This is a genomic window from Cognatundibacterium squillarum, from assembly GCF_014652435.1.
Classification (GTDB): domain Bacteria; phylum Pseudomonadota; class Gammaproteobacteria; order Burkholderiales; family Burkholderiaceae_D; genus Undibacterium; species Undibacterium squillarum.
Genome location: NZ_BMYU01000001.1, coordinates 786,884 through 813,509 on the forward strand (window position 1 = coordinate 786,884; position 26,626 = coordinate 813,509).

Here is a 26,626-nt window from a genome sequence, read left to right on the forward strand (position 1 = left end):
TCCTGCGACGGGGGCTTTTTCTTTTCTGATCAGTCGGCCCAGCGCTTCTGAATGTCTTTGATTTTTTCGCTGAGAGACAGAAAATGTTCCACAAGCACCGGATCAAAATGCTGGCCTGACTCTTCCCGGATAAGCTGCATCGCGGCTTCAAACGGCCATGCATTTTTATACGGACGGACGCTGGTCAGGGCATCAAACACATCGGCAATGGCTACAATTCTGGCTTCCAGCGGAATGGCCTCGCCAGCCAGACCATCCGGATATCCGCCACCATTCCATTTTTCATGATGGCAGCGCGCAATGCGCGCTGCCATTTGCAATAACTCTCCCTGACTTCCTTCCAGAATCTGCGCACCGATTTCGGCATGCGTGCGCATCACCGCCCATTCAGCGACATCGAGTTTTCCCGGCTTGCGTAACACCGCATCCGGAATACCGATCTTACCAATGTCGTGCATAGGTGCCGCACTCAGCAGCATGTCTGCAAAAGCTTCCGGATAACCTGCCGCCAGCGCCAGTTCGCGGGCGAAGTAACTCATACGCACAACGTGCATCCCGGTTTCATTATCTTTGTATTCTGCTGCCTTACCGAGTGTCTGAATAATCTGCAGGCGGGTACGCTCAAGCTCTTCTGTTCTGACCAGTGATAAATGGGTTTTGACACGTGCACGTACAATCGCCGGACTGACAGGTTTAGTGATGTAATCCACTGCGCCGGCTTCCAGACCGCTGGCTTCGTCGCTGGTGTCAGCAAGTGCGGTCACAAAAATAACCGGAATCGCGCTGGTCTCAGCAGACGCTTTCAGTGCCCGGCACACTTCCAGCCCGCTCATACCCGGCATCATGACATCCAGTAAGATCAGATCGGGGCGTGAGCGATGCGCAAGCTCCAGCGCTTTTTCTCCGTCCCGTGCAAATTGCAGCTGATAACTGTCCTGCAAAATCGAACGCAGAACCTGCAGGTTTGCAGGTTCATCGTCCACGATCAGTACGGAAGGCCGTCGTTGTTCAACCGTCATATTTTATCCTCCGCATCCTGCAGCAAGGCTTTGGTCAGTTTTTCTGCCAGCTCAAAATCAAATTCATCCATCGCATCAGACAAGGGCTTCAACACAGCACGTCCCAGTTCGTTCTGTAATTGCAGCATTAACTCTGCATCAATTCGGCTATCCCGCAGCAGAATCTGTAATTGCTTCAACATGGCAACAACAGCGACCGGATCACTGGTCTTCGCCGGCAGGTCAGATACATCAGCGACGGACATGGAAATCTTACTGTGCGCAGCATAAAGAGCTGCCTGCATAAGTCCGGTTTCCCGTTCTGAAAAATAACCGGACGATTCAGCATCTGCCGCAATCCGGGCAATGTCCGCCAGTCCCAGATTTTGCGCCGCGCCTTTTATCCGGTGTAACCAGCCGTGTGTTTTTTCAGACTGGCTCAGCTCATCTCTGAGTCTCCGTAAAAAAGCATTGGCTGCGGTTGTCAGTGCAGCTTCTGATCCCCAGCGCTGAAGTGCCTGCTGCCATGGATCATCGTTCATCGGATCAACAGGAACTTGCTGCTCAAATGTCACCAGTCCGGTTTGTACAACACGGGCAATTTCTCTTTCCAGCTCAGGCAGATCAACCGGCTTGGTTGCAAAACCCTGCATTCCGGCCTGACTGGCTTCCTCACGGTCTTTGCTGAGCACACTCGCTGTCAGTGCAATCACGGCCGGTAAAGGACGGGAAGTTTCTGCTGCCAGCGCATGCAACATTCTGCTTGTCTGCAGACCATCCATTTCCGGCATCTGCACATCCATCAGAATGACATCAAATGTGTGTTGCGCAAACAATGCAATGGCTTCCTTACCACTGCCGGCTTTCATGACATGATGTCCGCGTGGCTTCAGCAGTAACTCCAGTAACTCAAGGTTTTCGGGTACGTCGTCAGTGATCAGAATGCGCAACGGTGGTAACACAGACTGCTGATGTGCCACAGGTGCCACTGCCTCTTGTTGTGACAGCTGTACTGGCAATCGAACTGTAAAACAACTGCCGGAACCCAGCGTACTGGTAACACTGATGTTTCCGCCCATCAGCTCCGTCAGTTGGCGCGCTATCGTCGTGCCAAGGCCGGTTCCGCCGAAGCGTCGCGTCATTGATGCATCGGCCTGTGTAAAAGGCGCAAAAATTGCATCGAGGCGATCCGGACTGATACCGATACCGGTATCCTGAACAGACAGAATCAACTCAGGTGCAACATAGTCCGCCGTCAGCGTCACACTGCCCTGCTCGGTAAATTTCACTGCATTACCAACCAGATTAGTCAGCACCTGACGCAGTCTTAATTCATCTGCACGAATCATCGCAGGCAATTCCGGCTGCAGGCAATGCTCAAGTACAATCCCCTTCTGCGTTGCCTGTAACTGAAATGTGCTGACAACCTGCTGTAGTAATTCCTGCAGCACACAATCTCTTAATTCCAGCGTGATGGCGCCGCGCTCGAGTTTGGCCGTATCCAGAATATCATTCAGCAATCCCAGCAAAGACCGCGCAGATTGCAGTACGGTGCGGACATATTTTTCCTGTTGCGTATCCAGTTTTGTACCGGTCAGAATTTCGGTGAAACCGAGTATTGCATTCATCGGCGTGCGTATCTCGTGACTCATATTCGCGAGAAACATTCCCTTTGCTGCCGATGCCGCTTCGGCTCTCTCTTTTTCGTGGATCAGGTCGCGCTCAATACTTTTCCGCAAAGACAAGTCAGCCGCGAGCTTAACAACTTTCCAGGGTTTTCCATCAGTATCAAGGATAGGGTTATATGCTGCCTGTATCCAGACGTCCTGACCATGCTTGCCAAGCCGGCGGTATTCGCCGCTCTGGAAACGCCCGGCCCGCAGGTTATCCCAGAAAATCTGATACGCCTGCTCTTCAAAATCATCTTTCGGACAAAGTATGCGGTGATTACGCCCGACGATTTCTTCTTCGCGATAACCGGTCAGCATCAGGAACTGATCATTCACAAACAAAATGTTTCCCTGCATATCAAACTCAGCCACCACCAGCGCTTTTTTCATCGCGGTAACAATGCCGGCAAATTCTGCGGACTGATGCTTAGAATCAGAAATATCGAACATGACACCATCCAGCCATTCGGGATTTCCGTGTTCGTCAAATGCTGCGCCAGCACTTTCAGCAATCCATTTTTCCTGACCATCTCGCGTCAGAATACGATATTCAAGGCGCCACGACGCTTGCTGCTGCAACGCCGACTGTACTTGCTCGCGCACGCGCATAATGTCATTCGGATGGATCAGATCAGGAATGCGTACCTGCCCTGAGATAAAGTCTGCAGCACTCCAGCCGGTCAGACTGAGAACAGAGTCGCTGATGAATAATTTGCTCCAGTCCGCATCAGGCTTACTGCGAAACACCACGCCGGGAATATTCGCAATTAATGTGCGGTAACGGCGCTCCCGTTCCAGAATTTCTTTCTGCATTGTTGCCTGACGCGTCATGTCAGAGACATAGGCAATCAGCAAAGCTTCCGGCCCGCTGCCGACCTGCCCGACCGCAAGCCGTGCCGGAAAAACTCTGCCATCCATACGGCGTGAGCGCACCCACTCGCCTGCTCCCAGTTCAACGGTATCGCCAGGTTCAAGATAAATATCCAGCAAACCATCCGCATCCGGCGTAAACACCGTCGGAAAGAAAACCGTCAGAGATACACCATGCAATGTATGCGCAGGCGCTGCGAGAATGCTGGATGCCGCAGTATTGGCTGACTGAATAACGCCACGCCGGTCGCAGGTCAGAATACCATCCAGCGATGTATTCACCGTCGCCTGAAGGCGCGACTGAATTTCCAGATTCTGGCGATAAATCTGAATGAACCGCAGCAAAAAATTACCGGCAAGCACAACAAACCCGGCAATAACCGTACTGACAGCAATCGCACCGGTCAGTAAAACATGATTTTCATCCAGATTAGCCAGACTGGCCCAGCGCGGAAAGCCGATAAAACGGGCGGCAGCCATACCGGTGTAATGCATCCCGGAAATCGCCAGCCCGAAAAACGTCCCGCCTATCATCAGCCGGATAATCGCAGGCATGGCGCGGTACTGCTGCAAATGGTGCCAGACCATAATTGCCAGCACAGCAAGCACCACGGCCACGACTATCGAAAGGAAGAATAAAACCGGATCGTAGCGCAGCAAGCTGATCATCCGCATCGCTGCCATGCCGCTGTAATGCATCAGTCCGATGCCGGCACCAAGCACCAATCCACCGCAGCCCACTTGCCAGCGGTTCAGTTGCGGCCGCTCCATAATCATCAGTGCGACCCAGGATGCAAAAATTCCCGGTAATACAGATAACCCCGTAACCCAGGGATCGTAGGTCACCGACACGCACAGGCTTTGCGCCAGCATGCCGATAAAATGCATCGCCCAGATACCGATGCCCAGCGCAACCGAACCGCTGAATAAAGCAGCCTGACGTTGCCAGCGCTGCCTGGCTTGCTTTGCCAGACCGGCAACCTGCAATGCCAGCACTGAACTGAACACTGCAATGGCGACCGACAGCACCACCATAGAAGCGGAGTACTCGCCCTTCAGATACAGTCCTGCGGGGACGACATCACTGACAAAAAAATCATTCCACCACGATTGCATCGTTTCCCCTGAGTGGCAGCATCGCCGCCTTGCTTTGACTTTTGTACAAACAGATATACAAAGCTGGAATGGCTTTGCATGTGTAGCGCATTATGGCTGAGAAAAAGACAATTTGCCGGAGAAATCAGCAAAGGCAGAATTCACTAAAATGCAATTGGCAACGGGGGTTAAAGCGAAATACTGCCGCAAAATCCGGTGTACAGAGCTGATAACTTCACCAGATTTTACAAATATGCAGGGACTATTGATCGTGATTACCCTGCCGGACAGACTCCACTCCCTGATTCGCCAGCTGATCTGCCAGTTCATTGCCGGGATTGCCGGTATGTCCGCGCACCCAGATCCATTCGATCCGGTGCGTCTGGCAGGCAGCATCCAGCGCCTGCCATAAATCCACGTTTTTAACCGGTTCTTTGGAAGCAGTACGCCAGCCACGGGCTTTCCAGCCGCTGATCCATTCGGTAATACCTTTCAGTACATACTGGCTGTCGGTGTGCAATTTAATTTCACACGGGCGTTTCAGAGCGGATAAAGCTTTGATGACTGCCATTAACTCCATACGGTTATTGGTAGTTTCCTGCTCTCCGCCAAATAATTCTTTCTTGTGCGCGCCGGATTCCAGCACTGCACCCCAGCCGCCAACGCCGGGGTTTCCCTTGCAGGCGCCGTCGGTATAAATCGTGACTTTATTCATGCGTTTGTTTATTTACCTGATTAACTGCCGGTACTGCCTGTGCCCGGCGTGCACGTTGTTTTTTCCAGGCGGGACCGATTAAATGCATGCCACGCACACGTTTAACTGCCTCCATCACATACACTGCCCCGAACACCGGCCACCAGCGCGTTCCGGCTTTTTCTGTGAACTGATAGCGCTGCAGCCATTTTTCCGAACGGAACGGCGGTGCGTAACAGCCAAAATGGGTCGCGCTGACTTCCATATTCAGCAACTTCATCCAGTCGCGCAAACGCGCCGGGCTGATGAACTCGCCCTCTTTCGGCAAGTAATAACGCTTGCGTAACCGGTCGGTGGCCTGTCGCATGCCCCACAGACTGGCGCGGTTGAAGCCACTGATAATCACCCGCCCTTCCGGAATCAGTATCCGCTCGACTTCGCGCAGAATCTGATGCGGTTCTTCCGCAAACTCCAGCACATGCGGCAACACCACCAGATCCAGACTTTGCGAGGCAAACGGAAATTCTGCAAAATCATGCAGCACCGCAACACGCGGATTACCAAAGCTGCGTTCTGCTTCTTCCTGCGCTATCCAGCGATGCGGCATACGACTGGCGCGCAGCGCATCAATTTGCGGCAAACCAACCTGCAGCGCGTGGTATCCGAAAATATCCGGTGTCAGCTGATCAAACAGGTTTTCTTCCCAGCGTTTGACATACTGACCAGCCGGCAGCTGCAGCCATGCATCGAGGTCTATAATGTGTTTTTCCAAAGCTTTTCCGAATGGATGAACAACATGCTGAGTATATGGGGACTGCCTGCATTTGACGACAATTATCTGTGGATTGTACACAATGGCAAAGATGCGATTGCGGTTGATCCGGGTGATGCCGCTGTCGTCAGTAAAGCCTTGCAGGAACACGGTCTGCAATTACGCGCCATTCTCGCAACCCATAAACATGCAGATCACACCGGCGGCATAGCCCGTTTGCTGGCGCAGTCTCCGGTTCCTGTGTATGGCTCGCAAACTGACCAGATTCCCGGCCTCACGCATCCGGTCAGTGATGGTGAGCGGATCACGATTCCCGAATTAAATCTGACACTGGAGGTGATTGCCGTTCCCGGCCACACGCTCGGCCATGTCGCCTATTACACGGCATCAGAACAGGCTTTATTCAGCGGCGACACCTTGATTGCCGGCGGTTGCGGCCGTCTGTTCGAAGGCAGCGCAGCACAAATGCGCGCATCGCTGAACAAGCTGGCCGCACTGCCTGCCCATACCCGCGTCTACTGCGCCCACGAATACACCCTCAGCAATCTGCGTTTTGCTGCCGCCGCCGAACCGGACAACCCGCAAGTCGCTGTCCGCCTGCAGCATGTACAAAGTCTGCGCGCTGAAAACAAGCCCAGCGTGCCAAGCTTGCTGGCCGATGAACTCGCGACCAATCCTTTCCTGCGCAGCGACCAGCATGGTATCGTGGCGACCCTGCGCCGTGAATGCGGATTGCCGGAACAGGCTGATGCCGATGCCTGCTTTGCCGCATTGCGCGAATGGAAAAACCGCTTCTGAAACACCCGTGTGCTGATGCCCGCCATCAGCCGCTCTGCAGCAGCACCGCTGCCTTATCATCATGATCAAAACCCTCACCATTTTCTGCCGTGTTGTCGATAACTACGGCGACATCGGCATCTGCTGGCGCATTGCGCGCCAGTTCGCGCACGAACACGACCTGCAGGTACAACTGTGGGTGGATGACCTGATCAGCTTTCGCCGCATCTGTCCGGAAGTAAATACTGAGGCTGCAGATCAGATGGTGCAGGAAGTCCGCGTCAGGCACTGGGCGCATCAGGCACTGGAATTTACTGACGAAGATATCTCTGATGTCGTGATTGAATTTTTCGCCTGCGACATCCCGCCTGCTTACATCCCGATGATGGTGCAGCGCCAGCCGCAACCGGTCTGGATTAATCTGGAAGGACTGACCGCAGAAGACTGGGTGGAAGGCTGTCACACGCTGCCATCGCCGCATCCGCAGTTTCCGATTACCAAATACTTTTTCTTCCCCGGGTTTAATCAGCGCACAGGCGGCCTGATTTACGAACCGGCACTAAAACCAGCGCGCGAACGCTTTTTACTGGACCAGTCTGACCGCGACTTCCTGCGCAGTCTGGGTGCCGGCGATGTTGAACTGGCAATGTTCCGCGTTTCCCTGTTTTGCTATCCGCACGCACCTGTGACTGAGATGCTGCAAGCTTTTGCCGGCGGTGAGCGCGAGGTGCTGTGCTTCGTACCTGAAGGCGTCGCCAGCGATGCTGTCACGGCATTCTGCGGACAAGCCCTGCAAGCCGGCGATTGCATCCGTCAGGGTGCCCTGACACTGCGCTGCCTGCCCTTTATCCCGCAAACCGATTACGACAAACTGCTGTGGAGCTGCGACCTGAATCTGGTACGCGGCGAAGATTCGTTTGTCCGTGCACAGCTGGCAGGCAAACCCTTCCTCTGGCATATCTATCCGCAGGACAACAACTTGCACCATAAAAAACTGAAAGCCTTCCTGCAGATTTACTGCCCGCAACACCCTTTGCTGCGCGACATGATGCTGGGCTGGAACCATGCCAGCGTACAAGTACCGGACTGGTCTGTGCTGTGGTCGCAACTATTACAGACGTTTCCTGCAATGCAAGCTTCGGCTGAGGATTGGTTGCAACAAATTCATGATTCCGGCGACATGTGCAGCCAATTATTGCTGTTCTGCAGCAGCAAAACGGGAAATTCCGGCCAAAAATAGGTTAGAATGTGGGGTTAATTTTTCGGGAATTATCTCGACCCCGTCGACTGAGCTTGCGCGGCGAATGCCTACAGGCGTCAGATAACATTTAAGCAACCAACTTTTTAAGATATCTGCTATGAAATTTGCAAAAGAAATCCGCGTTGGCAACATCATTATGGTTGACAGCAAGCCAATGATCGTTTTGCGCTCTGACGTAAACGGTTCCAGCCGCACCGGTTTCACCTACAAATGGAAAATGAAAAACCTGCTGACCAATGCGCCACAGGAATCCGTTTTCCGCGGCGACGACAAATTTGACGTCGTTGTTCTGGACAAAAAACCAGTTACTTACTCTTACTTCGCTGATCCGCTGTTCGTATTCATGGACGAAGAATACAACCAGTACGAAATCGAACAGGAAAACATGGGCGACGCAATCAACTACCTGAAAGACGGTATGGAATGCGAAGCAGTTTTCTACGACGGCAAAGCTATCTCCGTAGAACTGCCAACCACCATCGTTCGCCAGATCATTTACTCTGAGCCAGCAGTCAAAGGCAACACTTCCGGTAACGTTCTGAAAGAAGCGAAAATCGAAAACGCGATCGAAGCTTACTGCCACACTGTTCAGGTTCCGCTGTTCGTTGACCAGGAAGACAAAATCGAAATCGACACACGTACTAACGAATTCAAAAAAGTTGTTCGTAACTAATTTTTTAGTTTCGTCGATCAAAAAAGCCGCTCTGATGAGCGGCTTTTTTATTGCCTGAACAAGTTCCGAAATCGCCCGAAAATGCATCAAATGCGGGTTTCAGCACAGCACCCTGGCGGTCGTCGGCAGAAAATCTGGCTGTCCGTAAATGGCGGATGCGGATAGCTGCATAATGCGTCAGCTGGCTATGCCGCGTGCCATCAGGCTGGCGCTGGCGAGGATGGCGGTCAGCAGGGCCAGTTCCAGCAGCAGGATGCTGCGCAGGCGCTTGTATTGCTGGCTGCTGATCACAGGGGCGATGCCGGCTTTCAGGTCTTTGCTCCAGCGCAGGAAAGTGATGGTCGGGTAGATGGAAATCAGGCCGGTGATCACATACAGGGTGATTTTCAGGTGAAAGTAAGGATTGCTCATATAGAACGCAGTGCCTTTGGCGTAATACAGCACGCGGAACAATCCGGCGCCGAGCACGATACCGGCGAACATGCCGTACCAGCGGTCGCACCATTGCAGCAGGCGGGCTTCGCGCAGCGTGGGTTCGGGACGCAGCAGCATCAGTTCTGCGAACAGGGTGGCGGCCAGACCGAAAGCGGCGAAGAAGTGCAGAAAGGCGACGAAGACTGCCATCATGATGTGACTCCTGAAATAGTAAGGACTGAGTGCTCCGGCATTTTAATAGCAATCTGATCATGCAATCCGGATAATTTTCTGTATCGCCACAGCCAGTGTCCGCGCAGGAAATGCAATCTGCGACGTCTTTGTATGACGACGTACAGCAATCTGCGTCAGCCCTGCCCGTCCTGCTGCTGTCGCAGCCTCGCGTCAGCCGCTGTGATGTTTCTCCCTTGCTTTGCCCGCCAGCTGCCGGACTGCTCAGCAGGTGCCGCTGCAGCGCCAGAAATCGCCTGAAAATGCCTCAAATGCGGTTTTCAGCACAGCACCCCAGCGGTCGTCGGCAGAAAGTCTGGCTGTCCGTAAATGGCGGATGCGGATAGCTGCACAAGACCCGTTCTGTTTCTGCTGGCGTTTTGCTATCGTTCTGCGTCATTACAGTCTGGCTTTCAGGCTGATTTTGCAGGTTCTCCCGGGATTCACTTAGTCCTGATATCCCGCTGTGCCGTGCATTGCGCACAATGCTCCGGCACGCAACAAAAAAGCCGGACCCTTTGCAGGATCCGGCTTTTCGCGGATTGGTCAGCCCTTTGCGGGTCTGGCTCAGAATGCCGGTACAACAGCACCTTTGTATTTTTCTTCGATGAAGCGTTTTACTTCAGGAGAATTCAGCGCGGAGATCAGTTTTTTGAAGGCTGGCGAATTTTTATTGTCTTCGCGTGCCACCAGCAGGTTGGCGTACGGAGAATTCGCATCTTCAATGAACAGCGAATCTTTCACAGGATTCAGTTTGGCTTCGATGGCATAGTTGGTGTTGATCAGCGCAACGTCTACCTGATTCAGCACGCGTGGCAGTGTTGCTGCTTCCAGCTCTTTGAATTTCAGGTTTTTCGGATTCTCAATAATATCTTTACGGGTTGCAGAGATATTGGTCGGATCTTTCAGTTTCAGCAGACCTTGTTTAGCCAGCAGCAACAGTGCGCGGCCGGAGTTGGAGGGATCATTCGGGATCGCGATAGTGGCACCGGCAGGAATGTCCGCTGTTTTTTTGTATTTCACAGAATAAGCAGCAAACGGTTCGACGTGGACTTTCGCTACCGGCACTTCAATGTCGTTTTTGTGGCTTTTCTTAAATTCATTCAGGTAAGGCTGATGCAGGAAGAAATTGCCATCCAGATGTTTTTCATTCACTTGCACGGCTGGTTGCACGTAGTCAGTGAATACCTTCACTTTCAGTTCAATACCTTCTTTGGCAAGCTGCGACTTCACGAATTCCAGAATTTCTGCGTGTGGCACCGGTGTCGCTGCAATGGTCAGGGTTTCCGCAGCAACAGCACTTGCCATCAGCACGGAACCTGCACTCAGCACAGCCAGACGTTGAATTTGTTTTTTCAGAAATGCAGTCATGTTATTTCCTCTCAATTGAAATACGGTGCAAAAATATGTTATTTACGGGTGAAGTGACGAACCAGACGGTCGCCGAGAAACTGAATAATCTGTACCAGCAGAATCAGAATCGCGACGGTGACAATCATCACATCGGTCTGAAAACGCTGATAGCCAAAGCGCAGAGCGAGATCGCCAAGACCACCGCCGCCAATCACACCGGACATCGCGGCATACGACACCAGCGCAATCGTCGTTACCGTACCGGCTGCCAGCAAACCGGGCAAAGCTTCCGGCAGCAATGCGTGGATCACGATCTGGCGTGTGCTTGCTCCCATAGACTGACAGGCTTCGATAACGCCTTTATCAATATCTCTTAAGACATTTTCCACCAGACGGGCAAAGAACGGCGCAGTACCAATCACCAGCGGCGGAATCGTGCCCGGCACACCCAGCGAAGTTCCAACCAGTAACAGCGTCAGCGGAATCAGTACGATCAGCAAAATGATGAAAGGCACGGAACGCAGCACGTTCACCACCACCGACAACACGGCATACAAGGCTTTTTGTGCCGGCGATGATGAACGGCCACTGAGGAACAGTAAAATGCCCAGCGGCAATCCGAGTAATACGGTGAACAGCAATGAGAAGCCGGTCATCGTTAAGGTATCCAGCGTGGCTTGTGCGATGTCAGCCCAGTCGATATTGCTCCAGTCCATTACGCGGCCTCCTGCTGTAAATGCTGCTGCGTGATCACATCGACCCGCACATCCTCTGCTGACAATTGTTTCAGTACACGAATCGCGGTGTCTTCATCGGCACGCAATCCAATCACCAGTTGCCCGTAAGGCGTATTTTTGATGCGCGAAATCACGCCCTGCAGTATCGAAATTTCGACGCCGGTTTCAGCACCGACACGGCTGAGCACCGGCGCGTGGGTGCTGTCACCCAGATAGGTCAGTCGCCACAAACGATAATCCGGATGACGCAATCCGCTGAGCCAGCTCAGGTCCAGTTCATGCTGTTCGGCAACCATTGCGCGGGTGACCGGATGCTGCGGATGCAGAAAGACTTCTGCGACTTCGCCCTGTTCCACAATGTCGCCGCGCTCAATCACGGCAACCTGATCACAAATGGTGCGGATGACTTGCATTTCATGCGTGATCAGGACGATGGTCAAACCAAGCTGGCGGTTGATATCCAGCAGTAATTGCAGAATCGACTGGGTGGTTTCCGGGTCCAGTGCCGAGGTTGCTTCATCGCACAACAGCAGACGCGGCGCATTGGCGAGTGCGCGGGCAATGCCGACACGCTGTTTTTGTCCGCCGGATAACTGCGCCGGATATTTATCCGCATGTTCAGTCAGTCCGACCAGCGCCAGCAATTCCTGCACACGTTCCGCACGTTGCTGCGCATTCATCTGACCGGCAAGCCTGAGCGGAAACGCAATGTTCTCTGCAATGGTTTTAGAAGACAGCAGATTGAAATGCTGAAACACCATGCCGATACGCTGACGCAGTGCCAGCAACTTGCGGTGTTCGTAAAAGGTAATGTCTTCGCCATCAATCAGGATACGACCCTGATCCGGGCGTTCCAGCAGATTCAGTGTGCGCAGCAGCGTACTTTTTCCGGCACCTGAACGACCGATAATGCCGAACACGCTGCCCGTCGGAATACTGAGCTGGATATTGTTTAATGCAGGTACTTGTTTGCCTGCGACGGTATAACTCTTATGGAGTCCTGAAATTTCTATCACGGGGTAAGGCTTTCTTTATTACTGAAAGCCAGTATAACCAGAATAAATTCAAACTTTTAATCATATAAAGTCACTAGCTTATGCTGCATTGCATATAAAGCGCTTTCATCACTGCATAATGATGAATATCTGCTAAAAACTGCGCACGAAAACAGCGTATCAAAACAAAAAGGCGACCCGTTTCCGGATCGCCTTTTTCAGCATATGACGCAGACTTCTCAAATGGTTTTACCGGGAGCGCACAGCATCAGCCTTTCAGTATGCCCTGGCAGCTGGCTTTTTGCGGATCGCCGGAAGGCAGCTTATTGCAGATGCCATCCAGCTGCGATTTCACTTTCGCAAACACTGGCTGGTGTTTACCATCCTTATTCCATTCCACCAGTTTCTTACCCATTTTTTCCAGATAAGCGCGGTTACGTTCGTAAAACGCGGTATCGGATTTACCTGCTTCATCAAACACGCTGCTGACCGCTTTTTCGATACGCGGTGCATCGGCCGGTGTCAGATCCACCAGACTGACCACATAGTTAGAACCCCATTGCAAGCGCGTCGCCGGACCTTTGGAGGCGTTATACGCTTGCTCATACCAGTTCACCGCACCGGCTTTGTCACCACGTTTTTTCGCATTCGAACCCAGCGTGGACATGAAGTAATACGGCGAATGCGAACGTTTCAGTTCCGCTTTCAGCAGATTATCGGAGTCATCCAACAAACCGGCATTACCCAGCGCATAGGCTGCAGAACTGACAACGGACTGACGCTCGTAGCTGTCGGTCGTTGCCTGCTCGATACTGCCGACGCGTTTCTGCACTTCTTTTTGCAGTGCCGGTGTTGGCTTACCACCATCCAGTTTTGCCAGTGCGATTTCTGCTACTACCGCGCCCAGACGGTCGGTTTTGGAAATGGTCTGATCATCCGCCAGTTTTTGCAAAGCGGCATTCCATGCTGTCACCAGTTTGTGACGGCTGTCAGAGCCGGATGCGGTCAGGAATTCTGTCAGTTCAGCAGCAGAACCTGCCACCAGATCCAGATTGTCACGCGCCACTTTTACATCGGACAAAGCTTTGATCAGCTTGTCGGTGGCCTGTGCTTTGTCCAGCGCTGCATTTTTCGCGCCTGCCTGCGCATACAGCGATTTCAGATACAAGCGGGTTGCATTCAGGCCAGCCGGTGCCAGCTCGGCCAGTTTGCTTAAGGTTGCAGCGATCTCTTTCTGCGGCACCAGTTTTTGCTGCGGGTCATCCCAGGAATAGTCTGCCAGCAGACTCCAGTCATCTGCTTTCAGGGTTTTACCACCCGCCAGCGCCAGCTTCAGGGTTTCGCTGACCGGCGCAGCGCTGTTCAGCGCCAGTGTCAGTACTTGCAGATAACGTTCGGAATCCACTTCACCCGGCAGACGGGTCAGTTCGGTACCGTCCGGACGGAACAGAATCATGGTCGGGTAACCGCGCACTTTGAATTGCGCTGCATATTTTTGTGCGCCCGGACTATCTCCATCCAGATACACAGGAATGAAGTGACGGCTTTTATCGATAAATTCCTGACGGTTAAAAATCGTCGCTTTGACCTGATTGCAAGGCGGGCACCAGACCGCGCCCCAGTACAGGAACAAAGGCTTATTCGCAGCCTTCGCCGCGGCAAACGCCGCTTCCACATTGTTATCTTTACGCCAGTCAATCGCAGCAGCCTGTGCGGAAGCTTTGTCCGCCGCCAGCGCCGGTTGTACCAGTTGCGCTGCAGTCAGCAGGCTGAATACCAGTGTCGGGAGAAATTTCATCTGTCTTTATCCTGTTACTTATTTTTTTGACGGAACAAGAGTGTAGCAAAGCCCGACGGGATCAGGCTTTGAAGGCAAATACACACTTTTTATATCAATATGCCTGCGCGGGCTGCCTGTCTGGTTTGAGACCTCAAAGACCTTCTTTTTGTTCCGCCGGAATTCAGGCGGCGCTGGCAAGCGCGTTAAATTGCAGGCTGGCTGCAGGCAGTGCACTGATACGGCTGCCGAAACTGCGGATCGACGGCAGCGTACGGTTGTGATGTTCACGGATCTGGCGTGCGGACATATGGGCTTTGTCATGCGTCGTGTGTGCATCTTCCACCAGCACCACATCCAGGCCCTGTGCTGCTGCGCGGCGCACCGTGGTATCAACACAGAATTCACTGGCGTAACCACACACCACCACCTGCTCCACTTCCCACACTTGCAAGAGTTCTGCCAGCTCGGTACGCAGAAATGAATCCGGCGTGGTTTTGCGCAATACCACATCGCCCTCTTCCAGATCGAGTTCCTGCGCCAGTTGCCAGCCATCGCTGCCGAACTGCAAACTGCCTTCACGACTTTCATGCTGGATAAACACCACCGGCACACTGTGCGTTCTTGCCTGTGCGGCTAGCTGATTGATACGGCGCATGACCTGGTCTGCTTCAAACGGACGCGGCTCAGGATCAAACAAACCGCGTTGTACATCGATGATCAGTAAAGCTGTTTTCATGTGATTTTCCCCGACATGCCGGGCTGACAGACCGGCCGGTTACGACACTGACAAACTGCACCATCAAAGCACCATTCGGCCTCATACATGCCATGAGAACAACGGCAAACCATTGTCGCACGAAGTTTTAGTGTTGTATCACTACAAAATGCACACATGCTGCTTCAGTGTCACAGTTATGCCATACTGCAACAAATCAAAGGTCATACAGCCATGCTGTATCAGCGAACATTCAGATACAAATGTCATTATTAATTCAACAGCAGACAGCAGTTTCACGAAATCACCTGTTTATGTAATCGCAATACATCGCTACAATCAGCGGACTAACACAGTACCGGAATCGTATTTCAGCACAGCAGATCGGAGCAGGAATGGCAGAAGTAAGCTTGTTGTTTAAGAATAAGGTGTACCTTCTGGCGCAGATTTTTTTCATTGCAGATAACCGCGAAGAGTTATTGCTGAACGCACACAAATACGATTTTGACATTCTGTTTTTTCACCAGATGAGCGATTTTGTCACTGCAGTCAGCCATGCGGAAGACAACGCTTTATTTCTGATTGATCTGGATGTGTTATACAACATGCAAGCGGATATGTTGCAGCAAAAGCGCCAGACCATGTTTCTCAGCGATTTATTGCAACGGCTGCCGACTGGACGCGAATACATCTATTTACAAACCAATCGCCAGGGTGAGCGGTTTGCATTGCAGCAGCGACTGGTTGACAGCCAGTGCCTCGCGTATGCGGAAAAACCAATCAGCAACGCGAATCTGGTTGAAAAACTGTTCAATATATTTGCACGTCAGCAAACCGGTAGCAGCAATACGATTCTGTGTCTGGACGACCAGCCGCCACTTGATCACGCCATGCTGGCAGCGCAGGATATACAACTGGTTCAGCATACGGATGCGGCTACTTTTCATCTTCGTGTCAAAGCCTTACAACCCGATATCGTACTGATCAGCGAAGCGAAGTATCAGCAAACTGAAGCGGTCGCCCGCATTCTTAAGAAAAATATTGAATTTGATAATGGTCGTGAAATTTTTCTGATACAGGAAACCAGTCAGCCGCACATAGCACGCCGGGCACTGGACAGCGGTTTTGATCAGATCCTGAATCGCAGCGAACCGGATATTCTCAGCCGCCAGCTGATCCAGCGCATCCAGAAAATCCGCACCGCCAAAGATTTAATCAGCCGTGATCGCGCAACCGGTTTACTGAATAAAGTCGGTTTGCAAAAGCGGGCGCAGGACTGGATACAAAAAGCGCAGCAACAAGGCAAGCCACTGGCCTATGGCGTCATTGATATTGATAAATTCAAAACTATCAACGATACCTGGGGCCATTATTTCGGCGATATCGTGATTAAACGCTTATCGCTGGTGTTGTCCGCGTATATCGGCGAGAACGATTTGCTGAGCCGCTTTGGCGGCGAAGAATTTGTGATGGTGTTCTGGGATTGCGATGCACAAACCGGCAAGCAAAGAATGGATATGATGCGCGAAGCCTTTGGTCGCGTCGTGTTTCAGGTAACGCCGGAAGAAACCCGCCAGTTCAGCTTCAGCGGCGGGCTGGCGACTTTCCCGGAATGCAAATCCGAAAATGAATTATTCCTGCGTGCAGATGAACAGCTGTATCAGGCCAAACAGAATGGCCGCAATCAGATTTGCGGCTGATGCAAACATCCCTCGATAAACGCCGGTGACATACCGGCGTTTTGCTTTTTGCCGGTCACCTACATTTTTATACAATTCCCCGCCACTGTGCGGGAACCAGCACATCGTTTTTCCCTCTAAGCACAGACGCTGACGCGACACGCATCCGCCAGCGAACACAGACAACAAACGGGGAGAAACATGAAATTACGCCATTCGCTGCTGCTGGCTGCCATGCTCAGCGCACAAGTATTCGCACAGGAAAATCTCGGTTATCAGGTTCCGCCGCCATCGATTATGGCGCTGGCCGATTATCAGCGTCCGCCGACTGTGAGCTTTGATCATCAGCGCCAGACCATGCTGCTGAGCTTCCGCAACACCTATAAATCGCTGCGTGAACTGAGCCAGCCGGAACTGCGTCTGGCAGGTCTGCGGATTAACCCGCAAACCAATATGCCGACCACCCAGCCGTATGTGAACCAGCTGCGCCTGAAACAGGTCAGCACCGGCAAAGAAACCGAGATCAAAGGCATGCCGGCAGATGCTCTGATTTCGAATGTGAAATGGTCGCCGGATGGCAAAAAAATCGGCTTCACCAACACGACAGATAAAGGTGCGGAACTGTGGGTGATTGATGTCGCGAAAGCGTCTGCACAACGTATCACCGGCGCGAATCTGAACGGTGCCGGCGGTGCCGCCTACAGCTGGCTGGCTGACAGCCAGGGTATGCTGGTGAAAATGTTGCCGAAGCAGCGCCCTGCCCTGCGCGACGCCAGCCGCGATCTGCCAACCGGCCCTATCATTTCCACTTCCACCGGCACTGTTTCGCAAACCCGTACATACGCCGATCTGCTGAAAAACAAAATCGATGAAGCAAATTTGGAAACACTGCTGACGTCGGATCTGGTGAAAGTCAGCCTGAACGGCAAACAAACCGTGCTGCGCAAAGGCGAAATGCTGACCGAAGTCGATGTATCGCCGGATGGCCGCTATCTGTTGCTGGATGTTCTGCAAAAACCGTTTTCGTATCTGGTGCAGCTGGATCGCTTCCCGTTCAATACCATCGTGACCGACCTCGATGGCAAAGTCGTCAAAGCGATCCACGAACGTCCATTGCTGGAAACCATGCCAAAAGGTTTCAGCGCAACGGAGCCGGGCAAACGCCGCATCGGCTGGCGTGCCGATAAACCGGCGACGCTCAGCTATGTGACAGCACTGGACGGTGGCGATCCGTCTAAGAAAACCGAATTCCGTGATGAATTGTTCAGCTGGGATGCGCCGTTCACACAGGCTCCGGTCTCTCTGGTCAAACTGCGCCAGCGTTTTGCCGGTGTGGTCTGGGGTGATGATCATACGGCAGTGGTCAGCGAAAGCTGGTACGACACCCGTAACAGCAAAACTTTCCTGATTGATCCGGCAGCGCCAGCCAAAGAACCGCGTCTGGTATTCGACCGTAATATTCAGGATATTTACAAAAATCCGGGCCGCTTTGAAACCCGTCGCAATCAGTTTGACCGCCGCGTACTGGCCACCGAAGACGGCAAGGCTTTCCTGATCGGTGAAGGCTTCACGCGCGAAGGTCAGTTCCCGTTCATTGATGAACTGGATCTGCAAAGCCTGCAAACCAAACGTCTGTATCAGGCAACTGACAAAGACAAGATGGAAACCATCGTGTCGCTGGAAGATGCGAAAAAAGGCGAAGTTCTGGTCAGCCTGCAATCGCGTACTGACTATCCGAACTACTACATGCGTTCGGTCAAATCCGGTGAACCGCTGAAAGCGCTGACCTCGTTTGCCAATCCGTTTGCGGGTCTGAAAGACGTGCACAAAGAAGTGATCAAGTATCAGCGTAAAGACGGCGTGCAATTGTCCGGCAATCTGTATCTGCCAGCGGGCTACGACCGCAGCAAGAAAGAAAAACTGCCACTGCTGATCTGGGCGTATCCGGCAGAATTTAAAGACAAGGATTCCGCAGGTCAGAGCCGCCACAATCCGAATCAGTTCACCTATCCGAGCTACGGTTCTTTCATTTACTGGACAACCCGTGGCTATGCGGTGCTGGACGACGCAGCCTTCCCGATTATCGGTGAAGGCAAGGCAGAGCCGAACGATACTTTCTTAACGCAGTTAGTTGACAATGCGGAAGCGGCAATCAATGCCGTGGATGCGATGGGGTATATCGACCGTAACCGTGTTGCTGTTGGCGGCCATTCTTACGGCGCGTTCATGACAGCCAATCTGCTGACCCATTCCAAACTGTTTGCCTGCGGTATCGCACGCAGCGGCGCGTACAACCGCACGCTGACACCGTTCGGCTTCCAGAATGAACAGCGCAACTACTGGGAAGCGCCGCAGATCTACAACACCATGGCACCGTTCATGCACGCGGACAAAATGAAGACACCGCTGTTGCTGGTACACGGTGAAGCCGATAACAATCCGGGTACCTTCACCCTGCAAACCGAGCGCTACTTCCAGGCATTAAAAGGTCTGGGCGCACCGGTACGTATGGTGATTCTGCCGAAAGAAAGCCACGGCTACGCGGCCAAGGAAAACATCCTGCATCTGCTGTGGGAGCAGGATCAGTTCCTCGAAGGCTGTCTGAAGAAAAAATAAGCCAGCACCACGCTGACTGAGTTCGCCTTGCCGGCTCACGCTGGCAAGGCTTTTTTTATGGTCACTGGCTCAGCTTCGGAAGAAGACTGAAAGAAGCTGAAAAGAGCCTGAAAACACCTCAAATGCGGTGTTCAGCACAGCGGTACTGCGGTCGTCGGCAGAAAGTCCGGGCCTCAGAAAAAGGCGGATGCGGACTTCTGCACAATCAACCCTGTCCGCCGGCAATCTGGTTCACTGCATCATGCCCGCCGGCACCGAACAGCAAGTCTTTGAGTTTCGCCAGTTCATCGCGTACTTTGGCGGCTTTTTCGAATTCCAGATTTTTCGCGTGATCCAGCATTTGTTTTTCCAGACGCTTGATTTCTTTGCTGATCTGTTTCTCGCTCATGCTTTCGTAGCGTGCCTGCTCTTCCGCCACTTTCTGTTCCGGCTGTGAAGATTTGTCGGAATACACGCCATCAATAATGTCGCGGATTTGTTTCTGCACGCTCTTCGGTGTGATGCCATGTTCCAGATTGAAGGCAATCTGCTTGGTGCGGCGACGTTCGGCTTCTTCCATTGCACGACGCATGGAATCGGTGATGCGGTCAGCGTACAGAATCGCTTTACCGTTCAGGTTACGCGCTGCGCGGCCGATGGTCTGAATCAGCGAACGTTCGGAACGCAGAAAACCTTCTTTATCTGCATCCAGAATCGCCACCAGCGACACTTCGGGAATATCCAGCCCTTCGCGCAGCAGGTTAATCCCGACCAGCACATCAAAAGTACCGAGACGCAGATCGCGGATAATTTCCACCCGCTCCACTGTATCAATATCGCTGTGCAGATAGCGGACTTTGATACCGTTATCATTCAGGAATTCGGTCAGTTGTTCCGACATGCGCTTGGTCAGCGTTGTCACCAGCACACGCTCGCCTTTGGCGATACGCGCCACGGCTTCATTCATCAGATCATCAACCTGCGTGATTGCCGGACGCACTTCAATTTCCGGATCGACCAGACCGGTCGGACGCACCACTTGTTCCACCACCTGATCCGTGCGACGCGCTTCGTAATCTGCCGGTGTTGCCGACACGAAAATCGTCTGGCGCATCTTGCCTTCAAATTCTTCAAACTTCAGCGGACGGTTATCCAGCGCGGACGGCAGACGGAAGCCGTAATCGACCAGATTCTGCTTACGCGCACGGTCGCCGTTATACATGCCGTTCAGTTGGCCGATCATCATGTGCGATTCGTCGAGGAACATCAGCGCATCCTGCGGCAGATAATCCACCAGCGTCGGCGGCGGTTCACCGGGCGCAGCGCCGCTCAGATGGCGCGAATAGTTTTCGATGCCTTTGGTAAAACCGATTTCCGCCAGCATTTCCAGATCAAAACGGGTGCGCTGTTCAATGCGCTGCTCTTCGATCAGCTTGTTTTCACGCCGGAAAAAGTCCAGACGTTCACGCAACTCTTCTTTAATCGTTTCGACTGCACGCAACACGGTTTCACGCGGTGTGACGTAATGCGAACCCGGATACACGGTGAAACGCGGAATCTTCTGCCTGACTTTGCCGGTCAGCGGATCAAACAATTGCAGCGATTCAATTTCATCGTCAAAAGTATCGACCCGCACCGCCAGTTCCGCGTGTTCGGCAGGGAAAATATCGATGGTATCGCCGCGCACACGGAAAGTGCCGCGTGAAAAGTCCATTTCATTGCGGGTGTACTGCATCTGAATCAGGCGGGCGATGATGTCGCGCTGGCTGACCTTGTCTTTGGCGCGCAGCGTCAGAATCATTTTGTGGTATTCGTTCGGATTACCGATACCGTAAATCGCAGATACTGTCGCCACAATCACCACATCGCGCCGCTCCATCAGCGATTTGGTGCAGGACAAGCGCATCTGCTCGATATGTTCATTGATTGCCGAATCTTTCTCAATGAACAAGTCACGCTGCGGCACATAAGCTTCCGGCTGGTAGTAATCGTAGTAAGACACGAAATACTCGACAGCATTTTTCGGGAAAAACTCACGGAACTCGCTGTATAACTGCGCCGCCAGCGTTTTATTCGGCGCAAACACAATCGCCGGACGACCGCAGCGCGCAATCACATTCGCCATCGTGTAAGTCTTACCGGAACCGGTCACACCCAGCAGGGTCTGGAACGATAAGCCATCCTGTATGCCTTCAGTGAGACTGGCAATCGCCGTTGGCTGATCGCCGGCCGGCGGGAAAATTTCATACAAGGCAAACGGGGAATCCGGAAAAGTACGGAATTTTGATTCGTCATAGCCTTCCGTATTTGCCATATTCACTGGTGCGACCGCCATCGTGACTCTTCCTTTGTTAAAATGTCCGGCTATCCGGGTATTACGCGAAGCACAATCCGCAGGCCATCCGCCTGCACTCAGGTACCACCCGTACTGTCATTGTGTTGAATGCTGCATATCGTGCGTCAATGATTTGTGTAATCCCCCGCTGCTTTCACGGCAAAGAACCGGAAAAGCCGGACCACAGTTTTATTTCAACCACTTCTGTCACTGACACAGAAACATTTCATATTATCACGATGACTGCTACCGCAACTTCTACCCTGTTTTCCGCGATTGACATGGCACCGCGCGACCCGATTCTGGGCGTGACTGAAGCATTCAATGCCGATACCAACCCGTCCAAAGTCAACCTCGGCGTGGGTGTTTACTATGACGATAACGGCAAAGTACCGCTGCTGGCCTGCGTACAAAAAGCCGAAGCCCTGCTGATGGAAAAAGCTGCACCACGCACCTATCTGCCAATCGAAGGTCTGGCGGCCTATGACCGCGCCGTGCAGGATCTGGTATTCGGCGCGGACAGCGCAGTAGTACGTGAAAAACGTGCGATCACGGCACAGGCCATCGGCGGCACCGGCGCACTGAAGCTGGGCGCAGACTTCCTGAAACGTTTTTCTCCGGACGCACAAATCTATATCAGCGACCCGAGCTGGGAAAACCACCGCGCGCTGTTTGAATCTGCCGGTTTTCAGGTCAATACCTACCCTTACTACGACGCGAATACCCGTGGTGTGAATTTCGACGGCATGCTGCAGGCACTGCAAACCATGCCAGCGGGTTCTGTCGTTGTGCTGCACGCTTGCTGCCACAACCCGACCGGTGCGGATCTCAGCGACGCGCAATGGACACAAATCATTGAAGTGGTGACCAGCCGTGGTCTGATTCCTTTCCTCGACATGGCCTATCAGGGCTTTGGCGAAGGCATCGAAGCAGACGGTCAGGTTGTGCGTCGCTTTGCCGATGCAGGCGGCCCGCTGTTTGTATCGAACTCGTTCTCGAAATCGTTCTCTCTGTATGGCGAACGTGTCGGCGCACTGAGCATCGTTGCTGCCAGCGCAGAAGAAGCCGCGCGCGTGATGTCGCAACTGAAACGTGTGATCCGTACCAACTACTCCAACCCGCCGTCACACGGTGGTCAGGTCGTTGCTACTGTGCTGTCCACACCGGAGCTGCGTCAGCTGTGGGAAGACGAGCTGGCGGGCATGCGTGTGCGCATCCGCGAAATGCGCGCAGCGTTTGTGGCTGGTCTGAAAGAAGCGGCGCCAAACCACAATTTTGACTTTGTAATGCAGCAACGCGGCATGTTCTCTTACTCCGGTCTGAGCAAAGAGCAAGTCACCGTGCTGCGCGAACAGCATTCCGTGTACGCGGTGGATACCGGTCGTATCTGCGTTGCGGCGCTGAATAGCAAAAACATTGGCCACGTACTGAGCGCCATCGCACAGGTGCTGTAATCGCGCAAAGCGCCGGGGCAGATATTGACAAGGATTACTCACGTCCCTATAATGTCTGTCTCTGTTCCCTGATAGCTCAGTCGGTAGAGCGACGGACTGTTAATCCGCAGGTCCCTGGTTCGAGTCCAGGTCGGGGAGCCAAAGAATTCAAGTTGGCAATGAACTTAAAAATAATCATTGCAATGTAACAAGTTTTGAAGCGCAGCTTCTGTTCCCTGATAGCTCAGTCGGTAGAGCGACGGACTGTTAATCCGCAGGTCCCTGGTTCGAGTCCAGGTCGGGGAGCCAGAACACTTTAAGGCTTAACGCTGGTTAAGCCTTTTTTATTCCAGTCAGCAGCAAACGGATAAGAAAAATTGCTGCAGTTGGTTGTATAAGTTTGATCCCTGATAGCTCAGTCGGTAGAGCGACGGACTGTTAATCCGCAGGTCCCTGGTTCGAGTCCAGGTCGGGGAGCCAAAATTTAAAGGCTTAACTTAGGTTAAGCCTTTTTTATTCCTCGCACGGTTTTACCCGTCATTCTATTGTCAGAACGCGTCATTCTGAATCCCATCTGACGCCGCATCTACCGTAATCATGCAGTTCTGAAGGGCCCTCAGACTGTTTCGTTATACCCTTATTTCACTTACATTTAGTCACAATTCAGTCATATTGCTCACGTAGTATTGCCGCGAATCAACTCAAGGCAATACCCTACCGTGAACACACTATTCTCCCCCGCCATACGCCTCGCGCGCCGTTTCCGCATCGCACACAAAGTCAGCTTTATCGCCGTCGCGTTCGCGATTCCGCTGCTGATTGTTGTCGGCTTACTGATTGCCGAAATGAGTCAGGGCGTTCGGGCTGCTGCGGAAAAACGCGATGCATTAGGCACCATACAGCAGCAGGAAAAACTGATCGCAGCGCTGACCCGGTTACGTGGCTTGCAGCACCGCCAGATCATGGGCAATAAAGAACTGGCAGAACCGATACGCCAGACTGAACAGTCACTGGCTGCATTCAGCGAAAATCCGCAAAACAAAGCATTACTCGATGCGCTGCAACAAAGCATCCGGCAGGATGGTATCAAGGCACCGGCGGTATTTGCGGCTTACAGCAAAACTATTCACACCATTCGCGAGCAGCAAAGCACCATCGCCCAGCAAGCGAAGCTATCGCTGGACAGCGATGCGATGAATCACAGCCTCGCCAGCCTGAGCCTGCAAGCCCTGCCCGCACTGCGTGAAAAAGTGGATGTCATGACTGCACGCGGCGCCGCTTACATCGACTCCGGTTTGTTCGAAGCTGGCGAAGATGTGATGCTGAACTCACTTGCCATGCAGGCAAATAACGATATCGCCGCCCTGCTGCAGACCAGCGCAGCACTGAAAGAGCGCGACGCGGGCTTTGCTGCAGAACATGAACAAATTCAGAAAATCAGCGATCTGACACGTCGTTTTTTTGAACGCGCAAAAGATGAAGTGCTGGCCTCTGTGAATCAGACTTCCGGCAAAGAATTCAGCGAAGCCGGTGAGCAGGTACTGAATGCATTACAGCAAACCCAGCAGCAAACCGAACAACAGCTGAGCAATCGGCTCACGCAGGAACAAACAGCACTGCAATTGCGCATGCTGGAAATCGTGGCAGGCATCATCGTGCTGACGCTGATCGCAGCCTATCTGCTGGCCGGCATGTATATCGCATTCAGTGCGGATATCCGTCAGCTGACACACAACTTGCAGGAAACAGCCGCCGGTAATCTGCATGATCCGGTACCGGTCAACGGTCAGGATGAATTATCCGCATTGCTGAGCGCCATTGCAGACATGCGCCACGGTCTGAGTCAGATGGTGGAAAACATCCGCCACAGCGCACTGGAAATCGACAGCATTGCACATGAAATTCATCAGGAAAATACCGATCTCGCGGAACGCACTGCACATCAGGCCGACTCCGTGCAAAAAACCAGCAGTGCAATTTCCCAACTGACCAGCTCAACACAGGAAAATGCGGCGAATCTGGCGCAGGCAAATGCCGTGATCGCGGGCACAGCAACACAGGTACAGGAAGGCCTGAACGTGATGCAGAGTGCAATTGAATCGATGCAAAGCGTCACACACAGCGCCAATCTGATTTCTGACATCATTAACGTTATGGATGGCATCGCCTTCCAGACCAATATTCTGGCGCTGAATGCCGCTGTCGAAGCAGCCCGTGCCGGACAGGAAGGCCGCGGATTTGCAGTGGTCGCCAGCGAAGTGCGCAGTCTGGCGCAACGCAGTGCGGAAGCGGCAAAAGAAATCAAACAGCTGATCGACCGTTCAGGTCAGGCAATTTCACGCGGTAACGATATGATTGAAGCCGCTGGCAGCAGTATGAGCACAATTGCCCAGGATGTGGCACAAGTCTCCGCACTGATCGAACAAATCGCCGGCGCAGGCCGCGAGCAAAGCGCAGGCATCTCCAGTGTGAATGACACCATCGCCAGCATCGACAGCATTACCCAGCACAATGCCAGCCTCGTCAGTGAAGCAGCTCGTTCAGCAGCACAACTGGAGTCGGAAGCGGCAGCACTCAGCGCCGCCATCAGCGCCTTCCGCCCTGCCACAGAGCATGGTCATGCAAGCGGATTCAGCATTCAGCCTGCAGCCGCAAAGAAACTGTTGAAAGGAAAGCAGGGAGCACAACGCACCAATCCGCGACTGGCATAACAGCGCATAGTGACGGCAGGCACCTGCGGTCGCCATCGCCTCGTCATCAGATACAGGCCCACGTCTTGACGTGGCCTTGTCCATTTCAGCACCGGACGAATCCTGAGCCAGGCATCAATCGCATTGGCCAAGGGGAGGAGAAATGTCCGACAGTATGCAAAATTCGTCATTCGTGATTTTCGGAGAGCCGGACTTTCTGCCGACGACCGCCAGATCGCTGTGCGAAAGTCCGCATTTCGGGCATTTTCAGGCAAAAAACCGGCCCTGAAGCAGGCTGCCATCATCCCCGCCAGCAATGCAGCCTGCCTCGCGGCTGCCTGGTCCGCGATGCGGCACCTGCGCAGTAACATCGCGTAATAGTGCGCAATAGTGCTCCGGAACTGCGTTGCATAAAAAAACACCGCATCATTTACAGAACACGGTGTCGTTTTACTTGTGCTGACAACAATCCAGAGGATTGCAGTCAGTCCGGATCAGCTTGCTGCCGGCTCGCGCAGCAGCGTGAGTATGGCTTTCAGTTCTTCACGAACTTCGTGCAGACTGATTTCCGGTTCCGCGTGGCTGCTGCCATTCGGTTTTGGCCCCGCCAGCTTGTTGCGTGCACCATTGATGGTGAAACCGAGGTCATACAGCAACTCACGGATACGGCGCACCAGCAACACTTCATGATGCTGATAATAACGACGGTTACCGCGTCGTTTTACCGGCTTCAGCTGTGAAAACTCTTGTTCCCAGTAACGCAGAACATGGGCTTTCACACCGCATAACTCACTGACTTCCCCGATCGTAAAGTAACGTTTTGCCGGAATCGGGGGCAACATACTGGTTGGTATCCTGC

19 protein-coding genes and 3 tRNA genes are annotated in these 26,626 nt (G+C 52.9%); 10 read left to right on the forward strand and 12 right to left on the reverse strand.

The window, feature by feature from the left end; translation table 11 throughout:
• Nucleotides 1-29: 29 nt before the first annotated feature.
• The 4 genes from IE092_RS03275 to IE092_RS03290 all read right to left on the reverse strand — a co-directional run bounded on the left by IE092_RS03275 (nt 30) and on the right by IE092_RS03290 (nt 6,099).
• On the reverse strand, nt 30-1,019 hold the full coding sequence (locus IE092_RS03275; protein WP_189355555.1) for a response regulator: 990 nt from the start codon (nt 1,017-1,019) through the stop codon (nt 30-32).
• Complete coding sequence (locus IE092_RS03280; protein ID WP_189355556.1) at nt 1,016-4,654, reverse strand: MHYT domain-containing protein; 3,639 nt, start codon at nt 4,652-4,654, stop codon at nt 1,016-1,018. The genes IE092_RS03275 and IE092_RS03280 overlap by 4 nt, the downstream gene beginning before the upstream one ends.
• Before the next feature lie 241 nt (nt 4,655-4,895).
• The gene (gene rnhA, locus IE092_RS03285; protein ID WP_189355557.1) at nt 4,896-5,348 is read right to left on the reverse strand and encodes a ribonuclease HI; all 453 of its coding nucleotides are present in this window, start codon (nt 5,346-5,348) and stop codon (nt 4,896-4,898) included.
• Nucleotides 5,341-6,099: a class I SAM-dependent methyltransferase gene (locus IE092_RS03290; RefSeq protein WP_189355558.1), complete on the reverse strand. Its 759-nt coding sequence runs from the start codon at nt 6,097-6,099 to the stop codon at nt 5,341-5,343. The genes rnhA and IE092_RS03290 overlap by 8 nt, the downstream gene beginning before the upstream one ends.
• Before the next feature lie 24 nt (nt 6,100-6,123).
• Between IE092_RS03290 and gloB the strand changes: the two genes are divergently transcribed.
• From gloB to IE092_RS03305, 3 genes are all read left to right on the forward strand, one after another.
• Nucleotides 6,124-6,897, forward strand: a complete 774-nt coding sequence (gene gloB / locus IE092_RS03295; RefSeq protein WP_229792999.1) for a hydroxyacylglutathione hydrolase — start codon at nt 6,124-6,126, stop codon at nt 6,895-6,897.
• Nucleotides 6,898-6,958: 61 nt separating this feature from the next.
• On the forward strand, nt 6,959-8,116 hold the full coding sequence (gene earP / locus IE092_RS03300) for an elongation factor P maturation arginine rhamnosyltransferase EarP (protein ID WP_189355559.1): 1,158 nt from the start codon (nt 6,959-6,961) through the stop codon (nt 8,114-8,116).
• A 118-nt stretch (nt 8,117-8,234) separates the two neighbouring features.
• Nucleotides 8,235-8,810, forward strand: a complete 576-nt coding sequence (locus tag IE092_RS03305; RefSeq protein WP_189355560.1) for an elongation factor P — start codon at nt 8,235-8,237, stop codon at nt 8,808-8,810.
• A gap of 177 nt (nt 8,811-8,987) precedes the next feature.
• Here the strand turns inward: IE092_RS03305 and IE092_RS03310 are convergent, their stop codons facing one another.
• The 6 genes from IE092_RS03310 to IE092_RS03335 all read right to left on the reverse strand — a co-directional run bounded on the left by IE092_RS03310 (nt 8,988) and on the right by IE092_RS03335 (nt 15,056).
• Nucleotides 8,988-9,437: a DUF2214 family protein gene (locus tag IE092_RS03310; protein ID WP_189355561.1), complete on the reverse strand. Its 450-nt coding sequence runs from the start codon at nt 9,435-9,437 to the stop codon at nt 8,988-8,990.
• Between the two features lie 585 nt (nt 9,438-10,022).
• Nucleotides 10,023-10,814 (reverse strand): MetQ/NlpA family ABC transporter substrate-binding protein, encoded by a 792-nt coding sequence (locus IE092_RS03315; protein ID WP_373295316.1) that lies wholly within the window; start codon nt 10,812-10,814, stop codon nt 10,023-10,025.
• Nucleotides 10,815-10,864: 50 nt separating this feature from the next.
• Nucleotides 10,865-11,524, reverse strand: coding sequence for a methionine ABC transporter permease (locus IE092_RS03320; RefSeq protein ID WP_189355563.1), 660 nt, complete (start codon nt 11,522-11,524; stop codon nt 10,865-10,867).
• Nucleotides 11,524-12,561, reverse strand: a complete 1,038-nt coding sequence (locus tag IE092_RS03325) for a methionine ABC transporter ATP-binding protein (RefSeq protein ID WP_189355564.1) — start codon at nt 12,559-12,561, stop codon at nt 11,524-11,526. The genes IE092_RS03320 and IE092_RS03325 overlap by 1 nt, the downstream gene beginning before the upstream one ends.
• A 247-nt stretch (nt 12,562-12,808) precedes the next feature.
• On the reverse strand, nt 12,809-14,338 hold the full coding sequence (locus tag IE092_RS03330) for a thioredoxin family protein (RefSeq protein ID WP_189355565.1): 1,530 nt from the start codon (nt 14,336-14,338) through the stop codon (nt 12,809-12,811).
• Between the two features lie 163 nt (nt 14,339-14,501).
• Entirely contained in the window at nt 14,502-15,056 is a 555-nt protein-coding gene (locus IE092_RS03335; RefSeq protein ID WP_189355566.1) for a cysteine hydrolase family protein, read from the reverse strand.
• Nucleotides 15,057-15,430: 374 nt separating this feature from the next.
• On the opposite strand from IE092_RS03335, the gene IE092_RS03340 reads away from it, so the two are divergent.
• Nucleotides 15,431-16,735 (forward strand): GGDEF domain-containing protein, encoded by a 1,305-nt coding sequence (locus IE092_RS03340; RefSeq protein ID WP_189355567.1) that lies wholly within the window; start codon nt 15,431-15,433, stop codon nt 16,733-16,735.
• Nucleotides 16,736-16,915: 180 nt separating this feature from the next.
• On the forward strand, nt 16,916-19,330 hold the full coding sequence (locus IE092_RS03345; protein ID WP_189355568.1) for a S9 family peptidase: 2,415 nt from the start codon (nt 16,916-16,918) through the stop codon (nt 19,328-19,330).
• Between the two features lie 205 nt (nt 19,331-19,535).
• Here IE092_RS03345 and uvrB read toward each other — a convergent pair whose 3' ends face one another.
• Nucleotides 19,536-21,644, reverse strand: a complete 2,109-nt coding sequence (uvrB, locus tag IE092_RS03350; RefSeq protein WP_189355569.1) for an excinuclease ABC subunit UvrB — start codon at nt 21,642-21,644, stop codon at nt 19,536-19,538.
• A 239-nt stretch (nt 21,645-21,883) separates the two neighbouring features.
• Between uvrB and IE092_RS03355 the strand changes: the two genes are divergently transcribed.
• The 5 genes from IE092_RS03355 (at nt 21,884) to IE092_RS03375 (ending at nt 25,788) form a co-directional block, all read left to right on the forward strand.
• On the forward strand, nt 21,884-23,098 hold the full coding sequence (locus IE092_RS03355) for an amino acid aminotransferase (RefSeq protein WP_189355570.1): 1,215 nt from the start codon (nt 21,884-21,886) through the stop codon (nt 23,096-23,098).
• A gap of 65 nt (nt 23,099-23,163) precedes the next feature.
• Nucleotides 23,164-23,239 (forward strand) — tRNA-Asn (locus IE092_RS03360).
• A 71-nt stretch (nt 23,240-23,310) separates the two neighbouring features.
• Nucleotides 23,311-23,386: transfer RNA gene (locus tag IE092_RS03365), tRNA-Asn, on the forward strand.
• Nucleotides 23,387-23,481: 95 nt separating this feature from the next.
• Nucleotides 23,482-23,557, forward strand: a tRNA-Asn gene (locus IE092_RS03370).
• 239 nt (nt 23,558-23,796) lie between these two features.
• Nucleotides 23,797-25,788 (forward strand): methyl-accepting chemotaxis protein, encoded by a 1,992-nt coding sequence (locus IE092_RS03375; RefSeq protein ID WP_189355571.1) that lies wholly within the window; start codon nt 23,797-23,799, stop codon nt 25,786-25,788.
• A gap of 473 nt (nt 25,789-26,261) precedes the next feature.
• Here IE092_RS03375 and IE092_RS03380 read toward each other — a convergent pair whose 3' ends face one another.
• Nucleotides 26,262-26,609, reverse strand: a complete 348-nt coding sequence (locus IE092_RS03380) for a MerR family transcriptional regulator (RefSeq protein WP_229793000.1) — start codon at nt 26,607-26,609, stop codon at nt 26,262-26,264.
• Nucleotides 26,610-26,626: the final 17 nt, after the last annotated feature.

Excerpts from the sequence above, each read along its gene's own strand:
- IE092_RS03275 (WP_189355555.1), bottom strand. The coding sequence starts at position 1,019 with ATGACGGTTGAACAACGACGGCCTTCCGTACTGATCGTGGACGATGAA.
- uvrB (WP_189355569.1), bottom strand. The coding sequence starts at position 21,644 with ATGGCGGTCGCACCAGTGAATATGGCAAATACGGAAGGCTATGACGAA.
- IE092_RS03305 (WP_189355560.1), top strand. The coding sequence starts at position 8,235 with ATGAAATTTGCAAAAGAAATCCGCGTTGGCAACATCATTATGGTTGAC.
- IE092_RS03320 (WP_189355563.1), bottom strand. The coding sequence starts at position 11,524 with ATGGACTGGAGCAATATCGACTGGGCTGACATCGCACAAGCCACGCTG.
- IE092_RS03330 (WP_189355565.1), bottom strand. The coding sequence starts at position 14,338 with ATGAAATTTCTCCCGACACTGGTATTCAGCCTGCTGACTGCAGCGCAA.
- IE092_RS03335 (WP_189355566.1), bottom strand. The coding sequence starts at position 15,056 with ATGAAAACAGCTTTACTGATCATCGATGTACAACGCGGTTTGTTTGAT.
- earP (WP_189355559.1), top strand. The coding sequence starts at position 6,959 with ATGATCAAAACCCTCACCATTTTCTGCCGTGTTGTCGATAACTACGGC.
- IE092_RS03340 (WP_189355567.1), top strand. The coding sequence starts at position 15,431 with ATGGCAGAAGTAAGCTTGTTGTTTAAGAATAAGGTGTACCTTCTGGCG.
- IE092_RS03345 (WP_189355568.1), top strand. The coding sequence starts at position 16,916 with ATGAAATTACGCCATTCGCTGCTGCTGGCTGCCATGCTCAGCGCACAA.
- IE092_RS03380 (WP_229793000.1), bottom strand. The coding sequence starts at position 26,609 with ATGTTGCCCCCGATTCCGGCAAAACGTTACTTTACGATCGGGGAAGTC.
- IE092_RS03310 (WP_189355561.1), bottom strand. The coding sequence starts at position 9,437 with ATGATGGCAGTCTTCGTCGCCTTTCTGCACTTCTTCGCCGCTTTCGGT.
- IE092_RS03355 (WP_189355570.1), top strand. The coding sequence starts at position 21,884 with ATGACTGCTACCGCAACTTCTACCCTGTTTTCCGCGATTGACATGGCA.
- rnhA (WP_189355557.1), bottom strand. The coding sequence starts at position 5,348 with ATGAATAAAGTCACGATTTATACCGACGGCGCCTGCAAGGGAAACCCC.
- gloB (WP_229792999.1), top strand. The coding sequence starts at position 6,124 with ATGCTGAGTATATGGGGACTGCCTGCATTTGACGACAATTATCTGTGG.
- IE092_RS03280 (WP_189355556.1), bottom strand. The coding sequence starts at position 4,654 with ATGCAATCGTGGTGGAATGATTTTTTTGTCAGTGATGTCGTCCCCGCA.